At 58.5% G+C, this 17,610-nt stretch carries 15 protein-coding genes; 11 read left to right on the top strand and 4 right to left on the bottom strand.

The window, feature by feature from the left end; all coding sequences use genetic code 11:
• Positions 1 to 218 precede the first annotated feature (218 nt).
• The 9 genes from AC1DWM_RS13330 (at position 219) to AC1DWM_RS13370 (ending at position 10,656) form a co-directional block, all read left to right on the top strand.
• Positions 219 to 2,543, top strand: a complete 2,325-nt coding sequence (locus tag AC1DWM_RS13330; protein WP_477795364.1) for a Tex family protein — start codon at positions 219 to 221, stop codon at positions 2,541 to 2,543.
• Entirely contained in the window at positions 2,543 to 2,926 is a 384-nt protein-coding gene (locus AC1DWM_RS13335; RefSeq protein WP_008019061.1) for a PaaI family thioesterase, read from the top strand. The genes AC1DWM_RS13330 and AC1DWM_RS13335 overlap by 1 nt, the downstream gene beginning before the upstream one ends.
• 293 nt (positions 2,927 to 3,219) lie before the next feature.
• Positions 3,220 to 4,803 carry a glutamate--cysteine ligase gene (gene gshA / locus AC1DWM_RS13340; protein ID WP_477795365.1) on the top strand — a complete coding sequence of 528 codons (1,584 nt, stop codon included), beginning with the start codon at positions 3,220 to 3,222 and terminating at the stop codon, positions 4,801 to 4,803.
• Between the two features lie 231 nt (positions 4,804 to 5,034).
• Positions 5,035 to 6,012 carry a taurine ABC transporter substrate-binding protein gene (gene tauA, locus AC1DWM_RS13345; protein ID WP_223514626.1) on the top strand — a complete coding sequence of 326 codons (978 nt, stop codon included), beginning with the start codon at positions 5,035 to 5,037 and terminating at the stop codon, positions 6,010 to 6,012.
• 16 nt (positions 6,013 to 6,028) lie between these two features.
• A complete protein-coding gene (tauB, locus tag AC1DWM_RS13350; protein WP_477795366.1) occupies positions 6,029 to 6,823 on the top strand; it encodes a taurine ABC transporter ATP-binding subunit in 795 nt (264 codons plus the stop codon).
• Positions 6,820 to 7,653 carry a taurine ABC transporter permease TauC gene (gene tauC / locus AC1DWM_RS13355; RefSeq protein WP_477795367.1) on the top strand — a complete coding sequence of 278 codons (834 nt, stop codon included), beginning with the start codon at positions 6,820 to 6,822 and terminating at the stop codon, positions 7,651 to 7,653. Before tauB ends, tauC begins: the two co-directional genes overlap by 4 nt.
• A 144-nt stretch (positions 7,654 to 7,797) precedes the next feature.
• A complete protein-coding gene (gene tauD, locus AC1DWM_RS13360; RefSeq protein ID WP_223514618.1) occupies positions 7,798 to 8,640 on the top strand; it encodes a taurine dioxygenase in 843 nt (280 codons plus the stop codon).
• A 132-nt stretch (positions 8,641 to 8,772) separates the two neighbouring features.
• The gene (locus tag AC1DWM_RS13365) at positions 8,773 to 9,450 is read left to right on the top strand and encodes a hypothetical protein (protein WP_223514615.1); all 678 of its coding nucleotides are present in this window, start codon (positions 8,773 to 8,775) and stop codon (positions 9,448 to 9,450) included.
• A gap of 3 nt (positions 9,451 to 9,453) precedes the next feature.
• Entirely contained in the window at positions 9,454 to 10,656 is a 1,203-nt protein-coding gene (locus tag AC1DWM_RS13370) for a helix-turn-helix domain-containing protein (protein WP_223514613.1), read from the top strand.
• 84 nt (positions 10,657 to 10,740) lie between these two features.
• On the opposite strand, the gene mgrA is transcribed toward AC1DWM_RS13370, so the two are convergent.
• Positions 10,741 to 11,778: an L-glyceraldehyde 3-phosphate reductase gene (gene mgrA, locus AC1DWM_RS13375; protein ID WP_477795368.1), complete on the bottom strand. Its 1,038-nt coding sequence runs from the start codon at positions 11,776 to 11,778 to the stop codon at positions 10,741 to 10,743.
• 237 nt (positions 11,779 to 12,015) lie between these two features.
• Positions 12,016 to 12,906, bottom strand: a complete 891-nt coding sequence (locus tag AC1DWM_RS13380; protein WP_223514608.1) for a LysR family transcriptional regulator — start codon at positions 12,904 to 12,906, stop codon at positions 12,016 to 12,018.
• A 122-nt stretch (positions 12,907 to 13,028) separates the two neighbouring features.
• Here AC1DWM_RS13380 and AC1DWM_RS13385 point away from each other — a divergent pair, with 122 nt between their 5' ends.
• Entirely contained in the window at positions 13,029 to 13,763 is a 735-nt protein-coding gene (locus tag AC1DWM_RS13385; protein WP_223514605.1) for an SDR family oxidoreductase, read from the top strand.
• Between the two features lie 137 nt (positions 13,764 to 13,900).
• Positions 13,901 to 14,161 carry a hypothetical protein gene (locus tag AC1DWM_RS13390; protein WP_223514602.1) on the top strand — a complete coding sequence of 87 codons (261 nt, stop codon included), beginning with the start codon at positions 13,901 to 13,903 and terminating at the stop codon, positions 14,159 to 14,161.
• Between the two features lie 16 nt (positions 14,162 to 14,177).
• Here the strand turns inward: AC1DWM_RS13390 and betT are convergent, their stop codons facing one another.
• Entirely contained in the window at positions 14,178 to 16,133 is a 1,956-nt protein-coding gene (gene betT, locus AC1DWM_RS13395; protein WP_223514770.1) for a choline transporter BetT, read from the bottom strand.
• Between the two features lie 428 nt (positions 16,134 to 16,561).
• Positions 16,562 to 17,488: a serine O-acetyltransferase EpsC gene (gene epsC / locus AC1DWM_RS13400; protein ID WP_223514599.1), complete on the bottom strand. Its 927-nt coding sequence runs from the start codon at positions 17,486 to 17,488 to the stop codon at positions 16,562 to 16,564.
• Between the last annotated feature and the right edge of the window lie 122 nt (positions 17,489 to 17,610).

The following is a 17,610-nucleotide window of genomic DNA, read 5'->3' on the forward strand; positions in this document are numbered from 1 at the left end:
GGTTATAATGCGCGGCGTTTTGTGTCAGGCAACATCAGACAGGTACTACAGGCAGGCGCTATTTATTTCCCTGCCGCCCGCAGTAATTGTTCGATTTCACGGGTCAATGGGGTGCCCTTTGATCCAGGCAGCGGCGCAGGCCAGGCCGCTCAACCAGACTCGCAGAGCCTTCAATTCTGCGCCTGCGAGCCTGCTTTCACAATTTGTCAGGTGGTTTTATGGACAGCATCAACAGCCGCATCGCCGAGGAACTCGGTGTACGCCTACAACAGGTCGAAGCGGCCGTCGCGCTACTCGATGAAGGCTCTACCGTTCCCTTCATCGCCCGTTACCGGAAAGAAGTGACCGGCAGCCTCGATGACATCCAGTTGCGTCATCTGGAAGAGCGTCTGCGCTACCTGCGAGAACTCGACGAACGGCGCATCAGTATCCTCGCCAGCATCGAGGAACAAGGCAAGCTGACCCCGCAACTTGAACGCGACATCAAACTCGCCGACACCAAGACCCGCCTCGAAGACTTGTACCTGCCGTACAAGCAAAAGCGCCGCACCAAGGGCCAGATCGCCCTGGAAGCCGGCCTCGGCGAGCTGGCCGACGGCCTGTTCAACGACCCGACCCTGACGCCTGACACCGAAGCCGCACGCTTCATCAACGCCGAAAAAGGCGTGGCCGATGTGAAGGCAGCCCTCGAAGGCGCCAAGTACATCCTCATGGAGCGCTTCGCTGAAGACGCCGGCCTGCTGGACAAACTGCGCAGCTACTTGAAGCAAGAAGCCACCCTCAGTGCCCGCGTCATTGCGGGTAAAGAAGAGGAAGGCGCCAAGTTCCGCGACTACTTCGAACACGACGAACCGCTGAAAAGCATGCCGTCGCACCGCGCGCTCGCTATTTTCCGTGGCCGCAACGAAGGCATTCTGAGCTCTGCGCTGAAAGTCGGCGACGAACTGCCGGGCACCATGCACCCGTGCGAAGGCATGATCGGCCAGCAATTCGGCATCCAGAACCAGAACCGCGCCGCCGACAAATGGCTGGGCGAAGTGGTGCGCTGGACCTGGAAGGTCAAGCTCTACACCCACCTCGAAACCGACCTGCTGGGTGAGCTGCGCGATGGCGCGGAAACCGAAGCGATCAACGTGTTCGCGCACAACCTGCACGACTTGCTGCTGTCGGCCCCGGCCGGCCCGCGCGCCACGTTGGGTCTCGACCCGGGCCTGCGCACCGGCTGCAAGGTCGCCGTGGTCGACGCCACCGGCAAGCTGCTGGATCACGCCACCGTTTATCCGCACGTGCCGCACAACAAGTGGGATCAGACCCTCGCGATTCTCGCCGCCCTGTGTGCCAAGCATTCGGTTGACCTGATCGCCATCGGCAACGGCACCGCCAGCCGCGAAACCGACAAGCTGGCCGCTGAACTGATCAAAAAATACCCGGCCATGAAAATGACCAAAGTCATGGTCTCCGAGGCCGGCGCATCGGTTTACTCGGCATCTGAACTGGCTTCGAAGGAATTCCCGGATCTGGACGTATCGATCCGTGGCGCCGTGTCGATTGCCCGTCGCTTGCAGGATCCACTGGCTGAGCTAGTGAAGATCGATCCGAAATCCATCGGTGTCGGCCAGTACCAGCACGACGTTTCGCAGCTGAAACTGGCGCGCGGTCTGGACGCGGTAGTCGAGGACTGCGTGAACGCCGTGGGCGTCGACGTCAATACCGCCTCCGTGGCGCTGCTGGCGCGCATCTCCGGTCTCAACGCGACCCTGGCACAGAACATCGTCAGCCATCGCGATGAACACGGCGCGTTCAAAACCCGCGCCGCGTTGAAGAAAGTCGCACGTCTGGGCGAAAAAACTTTCGAACAGGCCGCAGGCTTCCTGCGCGTGATGAACGGCGACAACCCGCTGGATTCGTCGGCCGTTCACCCGGAAGCCTACCCGCTGGTGCAGCGCATCGCCGCTGAAACCGACCGCGACATCCGCTCGCTGATCGGCGATGCGAGCTTCCTCAAGCGTCTCGATCCGAAGAAGTACACCGACGAAACTTTCGGTCTGCCAACGGTCACCGACATTCTGCAAGAGTTGGAAAAACCTGGCCGCGATCCACGTCCTGAGTTCAAGACTGCGGAGTTCCAGGAAGGCGTCGAGGACCTCAAGGATCTCGAACTGGGCATGATCCTCGAAGGCGTCGTCACTAACGTGACCAACTTCGGCGCGTTCGTCGACATCGGCGTGCATCAGGACGGTTTGGTGCATATCTCTGCACTTTCGGAGAAGTTCATCAAGGATCCGCGTGAAGCGGTGAAGGCCGGTGATGTGGTGAAAGTGAAGGTCATGGAAGTCGACATCCCGCGTAAACGCGTGGGCTTGTCGATGCGCATGAGCGACACCCCGGGCGAGAAAATCGACGGCGCTCGCGGTGCACGTCCGGGGTCGGCGCCACGCCAGTCCCAGAACAGCGCACCGCGCAAGGAAACCACCGCGGCGGCCCCGAGCAACAACGCGATGGCGTCGCTGTTCGCCAACGCCAAGCAGTTGAAGAAACGCTGATGGAGATTCCTGCCGGGCTGACCGAAAGCGCGTTTTTCAAGCTGCTGGGGTGTCGCTTGCACAGCCTGGAAACCGGGGTGGCGCAAGTCGCCCTGGCGCTGGAACCGGAGCTGCGCAATCGCGGCGGCAAGCTGCACGGCGGGGCTTTGTTTAGTCTGGTGGACATTGCCATGGGGCTGGCTTGTTCCAGTACCCACGGCTTTGACCAGCAGAGCGCGACCATCGAATGCAAGATCAACTACATTCGCGCCGTTTCAGACGGTGAAGTGATGTGCACGGCACGGGTGATCCACCCGGGTCGCCGCACCTTGGTGGTTGAAGCTGACGTGATGCAGGGCGACAAACTGGTCGCAAAAGCACAAGGCACGTTCGCTGTCCTGTAGCTAGATGTCACCCATTTGAGTTAATTTCGGCGCTGTGACCGTAGCGCCGAAGTTTCCTGTGGGAGCGAGCCTGCTCGCGATTGCGGTGTGCCAGACGACTTAAACGTTGACTGACACTCCCTAATCGCGAGCAGGCTCGCTCCAACAGGGGATTGCGGCGCTCGATCCTTGGCCGGCTGCCAGTAGTCCTGTGCGGCTCAAAAACCAGGCGAAAACGCCAGTTTTAACTTCACCCTTGTAGACCGTCTTGCCCACCCCCATATTGGGGCGACTGACGCGTGAAGGAATCCAACTTGAGCGAACTTCTCAACCGCCGCCTGGCTCTGCTTGGCGAGCGCGCTAACCTCTCTCTGCTCGAACAGTGCCTTCACGGCATCGAACGTGAATGCCTGCGCGTGACCGGCGAAGGTCGCCTGGCGCAAACGCCGCACCCGGAAGAATTGGGTTCCGCGCTGACCAACGAACAAATCACCACCGACTATTCCGAGTCGTTGCTGGAGTTCATCACGCCCGCCCTGCCCGACCCGGCGGATACGCTGGCGAGCCTGGACAAGATCCATCGCTTTGCCTACAGCAAGCTCGGCAACGAGTTTCTGTGGAGCCCCTCAATGCCGTGCCCGTTGCCGGCCGAGGAAGACATTCCGATTGCCTATTACGGCACGTCCAATATCGGTCAGCTCAAGTACGTCTATCGCAAGGGCCTGGCCCTGCGTTACGGCAAGACCATGCAGTGCATCGCCGGGATTCATTACAACTTTTCCCTGCCGGAAAAGCTCTGGCCGCTGCTCAAAGAAGCCGAAGGCTTTGTCGGCACCGACCGCGACTATCAGTCCTCGGCCTACATCGCGCTGATCCGTAACTTCCGCCGCTACAGCTGGCTGCTGATGTACCTGTTCGGCGCCTCGCCTGCGCTGGACGCCGGTTTCCTGCGCGGTCGTTCGCACCAGTTGGAACAACTGGACCCGGACACCTTGTACCTGCCGTACGCCACCAGCCTGCGCATGAGCGACCTGGGTTACCAGAGCAACGCCCAGGCCGGCTTGACGCCCTGCTACAACGATCTGTCGAGCTACACCAACAGCCTGCGCCAAGCGGTGGCCACGCCGTATGCGCCGTATGTCGAGATCGGCACGCATCAGGACGGTGAGTGGGTTCAGCTCAACACCAACATCCTGCAGATCGAAAACGAGTACTACTCCAACATCCGCCCGAAACGCGTGACCTATACCGGCGAGCGGCCGATCCAGGCGCTGGTGGCCCGTGGCATTCAGTACGTTGAAGTGCGCTGCCTGGACATCAACCCGTTCCTGCCGATGGGCATCGACCTCACCGAGTCGCGCTTCCTCGACGCCTTCCTTCTGTACTGCGCACTGAACGACAGCCCGTTGCTGACCAATACTTCGTGCGGCAACGCGACCTCGAACTTCCTCAGCGTGGTCAAGGAAGGTCGCCGTCCGGGCCTGCAATTGCAACGCAACGGTCAACCAGTGGACCTCAAAGAGTGGGCCAGCGAGTTGCTGGAGCAGATTGCTCCGTTGGCAGCGATGCTGGATCAAAGTCATGGTGGCGATGCACACAGCAAGGCGCTGGATACGCAGTTGGCCAAGGTCAAGGATCCGTCCCTGACGCCTTCTGCCCAGGTGCTGGCGGCGATGGCCGAGCACAAGGAAAGCTTTGCTCAGTTCTCCCTGCGTCAGAGCCGCGCGCATGCGGCGTTTTTCCGCAGCGAGCCTTTGAGTGGTGAAGATCAGGCGAAGTTTGAAGAACTGGCGCGCTCGTCGTTGGCGGCACAAGTGGAGCTGGAGCAGAACGAAGTCGGCGATTTCGACGTGTTTGTCGGATCGTATCAGGCGAGCATTCTGGCGATCAGTAACTAATCAATTCCTCTTGTAGACGCTGGCTTGTGTAGGAGCTGGCTTGCCAGCGAAAGCGGTGTATCGGTCACCCCGCCTTCGCTGGCAAGCCAGCTCCTACAATCGTTTCATCGCATCACATCCTTAGGATTTCCCGCTCATAAGCTAATTCGAAAATGTTATTTATTTTCTAATTTTTAGATCATTTAGTCTCCTTTGACGCCGACTCTCGGTCGCCTGACAAGGAGCTTCCCAATGAAACTGCATTTCCCTCTTCGCCTCCTGGCGGCCGCCTCTTTGGCTGCAGCGAGTTTCTTTGCTCACGCGGCTGACGTCACCGTCGCCTACCAGACCACCGTAGACCCGGCGAAAGTAGCCCAGGCCGACGGCGCGTACGAAAAAGCCACTAATGCCAAAATCGACTGGCGCAAATTCGACAACGGTGCCGATATCATCGCCGCCATCGCGTCCGGCGACGTGCAGATTGGTTACCTCGGTTCCAGCCCTCTGACCGCTGCGATCACTCGCAAAGTCCCGGTAGAAACGTTCCTCATCGCCACCCAGATCGGCGCCGCCGAAGCCCTGGTCGCTCGTGACGGATCCGGGATCAAGACGCCACAGGACCTGATAGGCAAGAAAATCGCCGTGCCCTTCGTTTCCACCGGCCATTACAGCCTGCTGGCCGCGCTGAAGCACTGGAACATCGACCCGTCGAAAGTCACCGTCCTCAACCTCGCCCCGCCCGCCATCATCGCCGCATGGAAACGTGGCGACATCGACGCTACCTACGTGTGGGACCCAGCCCTCGGTGTGGCCAAGGAAAACGGCAAAGTGCTGATCACCTCGGGTGAACTGGCCAAGTTCGGCGCCCCGACCTTCGATGCCTGGATCGTGCGCAAAGATTTCGCCGAGAAGCATCCGGAAATCGTCACCGCGTTCGCCAAGGTCACCCTCGACGCATACACCGATTACCGCAAAGACCCGAAAGCCTGGCTCGCCAATCAATCCAACGTCGACAAACTGGTGAAGCTCTCCGGCGCCAAGGCCAGCGATATTCCGCTGCTGCTGCAAGGCAACGTCTACCCGCTGGCGGCTGATCAGGTGATCACCCTCGGCGCGCCGACCACCAAAGCCATCACCGACACCGCAGCGTTCCTCAAGGAACAAGGCAAGGTCGAGGCCGTGCTGCCGGACTACGCGCCGTACGTCAGCGCCAAGTTCATCACCAACTGATCCGGAGTTAATCGCGATGGCTTTGCTACAGCTGGAGCGCATCAGCGCACAGTACCCCGGCAGTCCGGAACCGGTACTGGCGGATATTTCCCTGAGTCTTGGGCCCCAGCAATTGCTGGTCGCCCTCGGCCCGTCTGGCAGTGGCAAGACTTCACTGTTGAACCTGATTGCCGGTTTTGTCGAGCCGAGTGCCGGGCGCATCACCCTCGATGGCGTTCCGGTCAAAGGCCCGAGCGCCGAACGTGGCGTGGTGTTTCAGGACGATGCGTTGCTACCGTGGCAGGATGTGCTGGCCAACGTCGGATTCGGTTTGGAACTGGCCGGTGTTTCCCGGGACAAACGCGGAATCCGCGCGCGGGAAATGCTCGCGCTGGTCGACCTTTCCGGCTTCGAAAACCGACGCATCTGGCAGCTCTCGGGCGGCCAGAAGCAGCGTGTCGGACTTGCCCGCGCATTGGCCGCCGATCCCCGTGTTTTGCTCATGGACGAGCCCTTCGGTGCCCTCGATGCCTTCACCCGCGAACAGATGCAGGAGCTGCTGCTGCAAGTCTGGCAGCGCACTGCCAAACCGGTATTTCTGATTACCCACGACATTGAAGAAGCGATATTCCTCGCCACGGATCTGATTTTGTTGGCGCCCAATCCTGGGCAAATCGTCGAACGCCTGAGCCTGGATTTCGGCCAGCGTTACGCCGCCGGTGAATCGGCCCGGGCGATCAAATCCGACCCACGCTTTATCGAAACCCGCGAACACGTGCTCGCCAAAGTGTTCTCCCAACGCAGCGCCGCCACGCGGCAGGAGCGCGCATGAGCAGTTATGAAATTCCGGCCGTCGTTCTGAAACCGGGTTCAAAAGTGATTGCGGTTCGTCGCAGTCTCAGCACGCGCTGGATCAGCGTGCTGACGCTGGTCGTCCTTGTTGCCATTTGGTGGGCCGTGACCGTCACGGGAATGATCGAACCGCTGTTCCTGCCGCCACCGTCCGCCGTGTTGCAAAAAGGCTGGCTGCTGGCGACCACCGGCTACATGGATTCGACGTTGTGGCAGCACTTGGGCGCGAGCCTCAGCCGAATCGGCCTTGGTCTGGTCTTCGCCGTGCTGACGGCCGTGCCGGTTGGCATTGCCATCGGTCACAACCGTATCGCTCGCGGCATTCTTGATCCGCTGATCGAGTTCTATCGCCCGATTCCGCCCTTGGCTTACTTGCCGCTGATCGTGATCTGGTGCGGTATCGGTGAGCTGTCGAAAGTGTTGCTGATCTACCTGGCGATTTTCGCCCCGATTGCCATCGCCACCGCGACCGGCGTGCGCACCGTAGACCCGGCCAAATTACGTGCCGCGCAGTCGTTGGGCGCGACCCGCGCTCAGTTGATTCGTCATGTGATTCTGCCGAGTGCCTTGCCGGACATCTTGACCGGTGTGCGCATTGGCTTGGGTGTTGGCTGGTCGACGCTGGTCGCCGCTGAACTGATCGCGGCCACCAGCGGGTTGGGCTTCATGGTGCAGTCGGCCGCGCAGTTCCTGGTCACCGATGTGGTGGTGCTGGGGATTCTGGTGATTGCGCTGATTGCCTTCGCCATGGAAATGGGCCTGCGCGCCTTGCAACGCAAACTGGTGCCGTGGCACGGCCAGGCACACTGAAAAATCATCATGTGAAAAACCCTGTGGGAGTGAGCCTGCTCGCGATAGCGCAGTGTCAGGCGACATGGCTGTGGCTGATACACCGCCATCGCGAGCAGGCTCACTCCTACAAAAGCTCGGCACCCAGGATTGAAGAGAAAGACCATGAGTAACCTGACAATCGTCCCCCTCAGCTCGGCCCTTGGCGCACAAATCAGCGGCGTCGACATCAGCCAACCGCTGACCCCGGAGCAACGCGACGCCATCGAGCAGGCGCTGCTCAAGCATCAAGTGCTGTTCTTCCGCGACCAGCCAATCACCCCACAACAGCAGGCAAGATTTGCCGCGAGTTTTGGCGACCTGCATATTCACCCAATCTACCCGAATGTGCCGGAACAACCGGAAGTGCTGATCCTCGACACCGCCGTCACCGACGTTCGCGATAACGCAATCTGGCACACCGACGTGACCTTCCTGCCGACCCCGGCCATGGGTGCGGTGCTCAGCGCCAAGCTGCTACCGGAGTTTGGCGGCGACACGTTGTGGGCCAGCGGGATTGCCGCGTATGAAGCGCTGTCGGCACCGATGAAAAGCTTGCTTGAAGGGTTGACCGCTACCCACGACTTCACCCGTTCGTTTCCGCTGGAGCGTTATGGCAATACGCCCGAAGCGTTGGCTCAGTGGGAAGAGGCGCGGCGCAAGAATCCGCCTTTATCGCACCCGGTAATTCGTACACACCCGGTGAGTGGACGGCGCTCGTTGTTCGTCAATGAAGGGTTCACGTCGAAGATCAATGAGCTGTCGGACACCGAGAGCGACGCGATTCTGAAGTTTTTGTTCGCCCATGCCACGCGGCCGGAATTTACCATTCGCTGGCGCTGGCAAAAGGATGATGTGGCGTTTTGGGATAACCGCGTGACTCAGCATTACGCGGTGGATGACTACCGCCCGGCGCGGCGAGTGATGCAGCGGGCGACGGTGTTGGGGGATGTGCCGTTTTTTCGGTGATACCTGATTCTGAGTAACATTCGAAATTACGACACCACTCGTCTACTAGCTGTACAAAAAAACAGGCACCCCTTCCATAACGAATAAAAATACAGTAAAAATCCGCTTACCGAATAGTGAGTGGTGAAACGCATGGTCACAAAGGAAGAACTTCAAGGTTTCATACGTGCGCAAGTTGATAGAGAGTTTTTTGAGGAACTTGGCGTCTTAATTCCGCAAACCTTCCAAAAAGCTTCGAAAGTAGCGCAGGATCTCCTGATTCATACCCCTCCCGCAGACCTACGGGGACACTTGCGCCACTCACTTGCTCAGGAAGCCTTGGCGGGCATGACCCGCTGGAATCCGCTCATCAAATCAACCGACCCCAAAGGGCACAATTACGTCCTATTGGAACTGGGAAAGCTGCGCATTACATCTGTCGTTTTGCCTTGGCAAAAGGAAGTGCGCACTGCGAAACACCGCAGTGAACTGAAAACGCTGAACGAATCGTTAGCCTCACCCCAGATGGATTGGATTGATGGACTGTCCCACACCGTTTCCGAACAACTGATCCATGCACTTGTCGTAGTCCACGCACCACCGCCAATTTCAGCAGATCAATCAGAGCCTGTGGCGATCGTGATGGCCATACCTTATTTCAACGGTAAAGGCTTCCATATGAATTGCACGCTCGAAGAGCTTCTTCAAGGCTATTCTGATAACCAAGCAATTGATCAGAAACCGATTGAATTGGTGAAATTGCGAGATAAGATGCGCCGCGCTGAAGAAATCGAAGACAAAATTGATGATGAGCAAAATTCCAAGAGGTGAACCATGAGAACTGGAGTCGCGGGCTTTCAGTCCGAGCGTCTCAAGCAGTTACGGCTCACATGTGGTATCACCCAGACCGCCTTGGCCGAAATGGTGGGACGCGCCTCTGGAAATATTTCTAAATGGGAGAACGGGCTTCAGGTTCCCGAAGCCGATGCATTCCAGCGGTTATGCGAGGTCTTTGGCGTCAGTGAAAACTGGCTGCTAGAAGAGCAAATCGTAACGAGTGAAAACACGCCGTTCTTCTTCCGCTCGCAGGTGAGTACTACCGCTAACGCGAGAGAAATAGCAGAGGTACGTTTAGAGTGGCTTCAAGACATCTCGTACAAGCTTCAGGAAAGCCTTGAGTTCGTCGCCGTTAATGTCCCTCATTTGGAAGAAAGCAATTGCCTGCTGATTTCCGATGAAGAAATCGAACGGATGGCTAGCGAATGCCGTCAAGCATGGGGCCTGGGAATCGCTCCCATACCCAATGTAGTTCAGGTTCTGGAGAATGCGGGGATCGTCTGCGCTCGAACCACACTAGGCCACCTGAAAATGGATGGCGTATCAAATTGGTATGAACTGGATCAGCGACCTTATGTACTCCTTGTGGCAGACAAGGCGAACGGCATACGAAATCGATTCGATGCAGCCCATGAGCTTGGGCATATCGTTCTCCATCGGCATATTTCCAAGGAACAGTACGAATCGAATTACGCGTTGCTGGAATCACAGGCACATCGATTTGCAAGCGCATTCCTTATGCCAGCAGAGAGTTTCCTGAGGGAGATTCGCTGGCCTACGCTGGATACCTTGCTAGCATTGAAACCACGCTGGAAGGTGTCTGTGGCCGCGATGGTTCGTAGATGTCTAGACCTAGAGATAATCAACGACACCACGACAACAAGATTGTGGAAAGCCAGGTCAGCAAGAGGCTGGGTCAAGGGAGAGCCTATGGATGGTGATTTCGATTTTGAAAGGCCACAGTTAATTGCTCAAGCCGTGAAAATGCTCGTGGAAAATAAAATACTTTCCCGATCTCAAGTCAGACAGCTACTGGGATTGCCTTTGCCAACTCTTGAAAGCCTTTGCAGCCTGGATAAGGGCTACTTTACCCTCCCAGATCAATCGCAGGTGATCAACATGCAGCTCAGAAAGAGATCTGCAAGGGATACTTTTTTCAACGAAACAGCAGAGATACTCGGCTTCCCAAGCAAAAAATAACGATCTCGTCTCCCCTCAAAAAAAATCTCGCATCCCTTCTCCCTCGATGGGATGCGAGATTCGGCCTTTTCCCCTCGCACGTGCTTACTCAGCCGTCGAAGGCTTCTCCCAAAGATTGATCCCGCCTTCATGGGCAAACCGGTCAATCTCCGCCAGTTCCTGCGCACTAAAGCTCAAATTCTTCAACGCCCCGACGTTCTCGATAATCTGCTCCGGCCGGCTCGCGCCGATCAGCGCCGACGTCACCCGTGGATCGCGTAGCGTCCACGCCAACGCCAATTGCGCCAAACTCTGCCCACGCCCCTTGGCGATTTCGTTGAGCCCACGCACATGGGCGATGTTGGCTTCGGACAAGTGCGAAGACTGCAACGAAGCACCACCCGGACGATTGACCCGCGCATCCTTCGGAATGCCGTTGAGGTATTTGTCGGTCAGCAGCCCCTGCGCCAACGGCGTGAAGGCAATCACGCCAGTGCCGAGTTCGTCGGTGACGTCCAGCAGGTCTTTTTCAATCCAACGATTGAGCAGGTTGTACGCCGGCTGATGAATCAGCAGCGGCACTTTCCACTCCTTCAACAGCGACGCCATTTCACGGGCTTTCACCCCGGAATACGACGAGATGCCGATGTACAACGCCTTCCCCTGCTGCACTGCAGTGGCCAGTGCGCTGGCAGTTTCTTCCAGCGGCGTATCCGGGTCGAAACGATGCGAGTAGAAAATATCCACATACTCCAACCCCAGACGCTGCAGGCTCTGATCCAGGCTGGCCAGCACGTATTTACGCGAACCACCGCCCTGCCCGTAAGGACCGGGCCACATGTCCCAACCCGCCTTGCTGGAGATGATCAGCTCATCGCGATATTGCTTGAAATCTTCACGCAACAAACGACCAAAGTTGATCTCGGCGCTGCCGTACGGCGGGCCATAGTTGTTAGCCAGGTCAAAGTGATTGATGCCCAGATCGAACGCCGTGCGCAACAATGAGCGCTGGGTGTCGATCGGCGTACTGTCACCGAAGTTGTGCCACAGCCCCAGAGACAGCGCCGGCAGCACCAAACCGCTGCGACCTACGCGGCGGTAAGGAATGGAATCGTAGCGGTTTTCGGCAGCGGTGTAGGTCATCGAATCCTCTCTTGTCGATCTTGAATGCGGTATCGACTGCGTCGCAAGTTGCCCAGCATACGCCCAGACAAACGCCGATAAACCTCGGACTCGAGAAAATGCTGAAACGTTTCAAAGACGATCGTTCCTACGCTCTGCGTGGGAATGCAGCCAGGGGACGCTCCGCGTTCCGCTTTTCGAAGTGACGCAGAGCGTCACGGGATACATTCCCACGCGGAGCATGGGAACGATCTGCTCTCAAATGGCCCCCGCAAACACTTCCCCCAACCAATCCACAAACACCCGAACCCGTGGCGACATGTGTCGGTTGTGCGGATACAACACCGAAACCGGCATCGGCGGTGGCGGCATATCGGTGAGGACTTCCCGCACCAGCCCTTGGGCAATCTGGGTTTCCATCCGGTAATGCGGGCACTGGATCAGCCCCAGCCCAGCGATGGCGGAGGCGGCGTAGATTTCTGCGCCGAACACTGAAAGCGCGCCGTCGATGGCGACTTCCTTCAGTTCGCCATTCACCATGAATTCGAACGGAAACAGCTTGGCGGTGGTGCGCGAGACGTAGTTCACCGCGCGGTGATGTTTGAGGTCATCGAGGGTTTTCGGTTCGCCGAATTTGCGCAAGTACGCGGGGCTGGCGCAGGTGATCTGGCGCAGATTCGCGATACGTTTTCCGATCAGTGCCGAATCACTCAACGTGCCCGCGCGCAGTACGCAGTCGACGCCTTCGGCGATCAAGTCGACAAAGCGGTCGGACTCGCTGATGGACAGTTCTATCTGCGGGTAGCGCTCCATGAATTGCGGTAATGCGGGGATCACAAAACTTTTCGCCAGCGTCCCGTGCAGGTCGACGCGTAACCGGCCTTTCGGTGCGCAGCCGCGAAACGCCAGCTCGGCCTCTTCCAGTTCCGCCAGCAGTTGCACGCAGCGTAAATAGTAGGCCTCGCCGTCCAGCGTCGGACGCACCTTGCGCGTACTACGCTCCAGCAACCGCGTGCCGAGCCAGGCTTCGAACTGGTTCAGGGTGTGCGTCAACGTTGCGCGCGGCAGGTTCAGGTCTTCGGCTGCCAGGGTAAAGCTGCTGCGCTCGTAGATCCGCACGAAGACCTTCATCGCTTTGACTTGATCCACGTGGGGCTCCGATTGTTGGCGATTATTGAACAGTCAAGGCAACTCTCGTGCATTTATCGGCCTGAGTAAACATGTGAATCTGGCTTCACACCAAGCCAACCATCTCATCAGGAATCAACCTCATGACTACTCAGAAAGTTGCCATCGTCACCGGCGCCTCCCGCGGTATCGGCGCCGTGATTGCCAAACAGCTGGCCAGCGACGGTTTCGCCGTCGCCATCAATTACGCCAGCAGCGCCACCGAAGCTTCGGCCCTGGTGGTGGAATTGCGCCAGGCCGGCCATCAAGCCATAGCGATCAAGGCTGATGTGGCCAACGCTGACGACGTGCGCCGGATGTTCGACGAGACCGAAACACAACTGGGGAAAGTCGACGTGCTGATCAACAACGCCGGCATCCTAAAGGTGATGCCACTGGCGCAACACACCGATGAATTGTTCGAGCAAACCTTCAACATCCACGCACGCGGCACCTTCAACACCTTGCGCGAAGCGGCGACGCGATTGAACAGTGGCGGGCGCATCGTCAACTTCTCCAGCAGCACCGTCGGCCTGAACTTGCCGGGTTACGCGGTGTACATCGCCAGCAAAGCGGCGGTGGAATCGTTGACTCAGGTGTTTGCCAAGGAAATGCGCGGGCGCAATATCACCGTGAATGCCGTGGCGCCAGGGCCGGTTGCGACCGAGTTGTTTTTGCACGGCAAAAGTGAAGAACAGATTCAAAACTTCGCCAAGATGCCTCCGCTGGAGCGCCTGGGTCAGCCGGAGGATATTGCTCGCGTGGTGTCGTTTCTGGTGGGGCCGGATTCGGCCTGGGTCAATGGGCAGATTTTGCGCGCTAATGGTGGGTTGGTTTAACTATGCTCAAGTGAAGACCGCAGTGACCCCATCGCGAGCAGGCTCACTCCTACAGGAATCGCGGTGATCCTTGTAGGAGTGAGCCTGCTCGCGATAGCGGTCTATCAGGCAACAAACAACGACCAGGTGAACCCACCATGCACACAGCCATCATCATCACCTTCGGCCTGGCCCTCCTCGCCATGATGCTGTTCATCGGCGAGAAAATCGGCTTCAGCCGCCAGACACTGACCTACAGCTTTGTGGTCCTGTGGCTGGCATTGACGGTGATCAACGGTGCCATCGGCGTGGTCACTGCCGGCCACCCCCTGAGTTCAGAACTGGCAATCGGCACGGCGGTGTTCAGTGTGCCGGTGGCAGCGCTGGTGCTGTTCATGGTGATGAGCGCCGAGGCCTGAAACAGGCCCCGCTCGGCTAACGCACCAAATGCAAAAACTGCAAATGCCGCTCGTACTGATCAAGGATGTCGTTAATGATCTGATCCTTGGTGTAACCCACCAGATCGTAGTCCTGACTGCCTTCGCTCAAATGCACTTCTGCCCGGTAGTAACGGCGGTTGTTGAGTTGTTTGGACCCCATGCCGCCTCGGGCAAAGGATGGCGTGAAATAGCCGCGCATCTGCACCTGATAAATAAACGGATGCTGTTCACCGTGACCGATTTCCAGGCTGACGCTGTCGTTGGCCGGGTCCGGTTGCGTGATCACATTCAAACCCTTCTCGACAAACACCGCCGACACTTCCTCAATCGCCGGCCGCACTGTTGTATCGAGAAAACGGTACACCTCATCCCGGGACGGGAAGTGCACCGCCTGACTCAAGCGCTGACGCCAGCCACCGCGTCGTGAGCCGGCCACCGGCGCCAGGGAATGCAGTTGCGCGATCTGCTTCTGGGACTCCAGGTAGAACGCCTTGTGCAGCCCCCACATCATTAACAGCAAGATCAGCGAGAACGGCAGCGAGGTCAGCACCACCGCCGACTTCAACGCATCGATACTGCCGGAGAACAACAGCGCACTGGTCACCAGCGCCGTCATCGCGCCCCAGAACACCCGCAGCCATTTCGGCCCGTCTTCATCCGGGTTGCCACCCTTGGCGGACAACGTCGACAGCACCACCGTGCCGGAGTCAGCCGAGGTAACAAAGAACACGAAGCTGATGAACACCGTCACGGCGATCACGGTTTTGCTCCACGGGTAAGTTTCCAGCAGCAGGTAAAGGGTCATCGACGGGTTGTCGATGGCCGACATGCCGAGCGCGCTCATGCCGTGGTTGAGCACCTGATCGATGGCGCTGTTACCAAAGATCGACATCCACGCCAGGGTGAAGCCGAGTGGGATCAACAGCACGCCGAAGACGAATTCGCGGATGGTGCGGCCACGGGAAATCCGCGCGATAAACAAGCCCACGAACGGCGACCATGCGATCCACCAGGCCCAGTAGAACACCGTCCAGCCACCGAGCCAGTCGCTGGGTTTGTCGTAAGCGTACAGGTCGAAACTCTTCATCGGCAAAGCGCCGAGGTAGTCGCCGACGTTCTGGATCAGAGTATTGAGCAGGTGCTGCGTGGGGCCGGCGAACAACACGAACAGCAGCAGCGCGCAGGCCAGCAGCATGTTGATGTCGGACATCACCCGCACACCTTTATCGACGCCGGACACGGCGACGATGATCGCCGCGCCCATCATCAACGTGATCAGGCCGACCTGAATCCACTGGGTGTGGGCGATGCCGAACAGGTAATCCAGCCCTGAGTTGAGGTGCAGCACACCGAAACCCATGTCGGCACCGAGACCGAACACCGTGGCGATGATGCCGAAGCCGTCCACCGCATAACCGATGGGGCCGTTGATGCGCTTGCCGATCAGCGGATACAGCGCCGAACGCAGGGCCAGTGGCAGGTTATGTCGGTAAGCGAAATAAGCCAGTGCCATGCCGACAAAGGCGAACACACCCCAGCCGTGCAGGCCCCAGTGCAGAAACAGAATCTGCATCGCCTGACGTGCCGCATCCGCCGTACCGGCCTCGCCTTGCGGTGGTTGCGCCAAGTGGGTCAGCGGTTCGGATACGCAAAAGAAAAACAGCGTGATGCTGATTCCGGCGGCGAACAGCATGCCGGCCCAGGACAGGTAACTGAATTCGGGTTCGTCGTGGTCGGCACCGAGCTTGATCTTGCCGTAGCCGGACAAGGCGGTGACCACCACGAAGACCAGATACAGGGTCATCGCGAGCATGTAATACCAGCCGACCGTATTGGCCGCCCAGTTTTGCGCCGCCAGCAGCCAGGCACCGGCCTGTTCAGGCATGGCGATAACGACAATGCCGAAGAGCAGAATGAAGCTCGCCGAGAAGTAGAACACCGGCGGGTTCATGCGGATCAGGCCGCTGGGAGGAAGGGACGATGCACTCATGAAACGTGCACCTCGATGGGGTAAAACGTGGCTGTAGAAATCGGACTCAGCAAAGGCAAGCCTCCTGTTGTGAGCGGGCAGCGAACCGCCGGTTTAACTTGAATGAACGTTCAAGTTAAACATGGATAGGGGGCTAAGGACTAATCCCGAGGCTCGGCGGTCGTGCTTGTAAGCTAGCTCAAGGATGGAAATGACGCGGGGTTTTGAGGATTCGTTCAGTGGAGAATTGGCTGAATGCCATTATCTCGGTCCGGTTTGAAACCAATCGCGAGCAGGCTCGCTCCCACAGTGGATTTGTGTCAGCCCACATCATTGTGAACACCACAAAAACCCTGTGGGAGCGAGCCTGCTCGCGATGGCGGCGGATCAGTCAGCGCAGATTTCGCGACTTACTTCTGCGTCCCATCATCATGCTGCAAATTCGCCTGAGTCAGGTTGCACCCCGCCGGCACGCTGCGGGTCAGCCAGACATTGCCGCCGATGGTCGAGCCCTTGCCAATCGTGATCCGCCCCAGAATCGTCGCCCCGGCATAGATCACCACGTCATCCTCCACAATCGGATGGCGCGGATGGCCTTTCTGCAACTGACCGTCCTCATCAGACGGGAAACGCTTGGCGCCCAACGTGACCGCCTGATAAATCCGCACCCGCTCACCAATAATCGCGGTCTCGCCGATCACCACGCCCGTCCCGTGGTCAATGAAGAAGCTGCGACCGATCTGCGCGCCAGGGTGAATGTCGATACCGGTGGCCGAGTGAGCGATTTCCGAGCTGATGCGCGCCAGCAACGGCAACCCGGCGCGGTACAAATGGTGGGCCAGGCGATGGTGAATCACCGCCAGAATGCCCGGGTAGCAGAGCAACACCTCATCAACACTGCGCGCCGCCGGGTCACCGTGATAGGCCGCCAGCACATCGCTATCCAGCAACCTGCGCAGCCCTGGCAAGGCGAGCGCGAAGTCCTGAATGATCGCAATGGTGTTGGCCTCGATCTCAGCGTCCGCCTGCTGACTGTGGCGAGCGGCATAGCGCAATTCGAGCCGTGCCTGCGCCAGCAGCGCGTTCAACGCCACATCAAGGGTGTGGCCGACGTAGAAGTTTTCACTCTCTTCGCGCAAATCCACCGGCCCTAGGCGCATCGGGAATAGCGCCCCGCAGAGCGCTTCAAGAATCTGCGCCATGGCCGCACGCGAAGGTAATTCACGCCCGCCCTGCTCGGTGCTGGCCCGACCATTTTGTGCGCGCCACTCGTCACGCGCCGCGCGCAGTTGGCTGACGATGGTCTGCAATTGCCAATGACTGGAACGCTCGCTCACGGTAAAAACTCCTCACGGGCGGCCGGACTGTCTGGCCGCACTGACGGCGTTTACTTTACGGCAAGGTCTTGAGGCCGAATTAAGAACCAATTGTGCAGAGCTCAGAATCTTTGGCTATAAGC

The sequence above is a fragment of the Pseudomonas sp. P4_C8 genome, from assembly GCF_056401975.1.

Excerpts from the sequence above, each read along its gene's own strand:
- AC1DWM_RS13330 (WP_477795364.1), top strand. The coding sequence starts at position 219 with ATGGACAGCATCAACAGCCGCATCGCCGAGGAACTCGGTGTACGCCTA.
- AC1DWM_RS13335 (WP_008019061.1), top strand. The coding sequence starts at position 2,543 with ATGGAGATTCCTGCCGGGCTGACCGAAAGCGCGTTTTTCAAGCTGCTG.
- tauA (WP_223514626.1), top strand. The coding sequence starts at position 5,035 with ATGAAACTGCATTTCCCTCTTCGCCTCCTGGCGGCCGCCTCTTTGGCT.
- tauB (WP_477795366.1), top strand. The coding sequence starts at position 6,029 with ATGGCTTTGCTACAGCTGGAGCGCATCAGCGCACAGTACCCCGGCAGT.
- tauC (WP_477795367.1), top strand. The coding sequence starts at position 6,820 with ATGAGCAGTTATGAAATTCCGGCCGTCGTTCTGAAACCGGGTTCAAAA.
- tauD (WP_223514618.1), top strand. The coding sequence starts at position 7,798 with ATGAGTAACCTGACAATCGTCCCCCTCAGCTCGGCCCTTGGCGCACAA.
- AC1DWM_RS13365 (WP_223514615.1), top strand. The coding sequence starts at position 8,773 with ATGGTCACAAAGGAAGAACTTCAAGGTTTCATACGTGCGCAAGTTGAT.
- AC1DWM_RS13370 (WP_223514613.1), top strand. The coding sequence starts at position 9,454 with ATGAGAACTGGAGTCGCGGGCTTTCAGTCCGAGCGTCTCAAGCAGTTA.
- mgrA (WP_477795368.1), bottom strand. The coding sequence starts at position 11,778 with ATGACCTACACCGCTGCCGAAAACCGCTACGATTCCATTCCTTACCGC.
- AC1DWM_RS13385 (WP_223514605.1), top strand. The coding sequence starts at position 13,029 with ATGACTACTCAGAAAGTTGCCATCGTCACCGGCGCCTCCCGCGGTATC.
- AC1DWM_RS13390 (WP_223514602.1), top strand. The coding sequence starts at position 13,901 with ATGCACACAGCCATCATCATCACCTTCGGCCTGGCCCTCCTCGCCATG.
- betT (WP_223514770.1), bottom strand. The coding sequence starts at position 16,133 with ATGAACCCGCCGGTGTTCTACTTCTCGGCGAGCTTCATTCTGCTCTTC.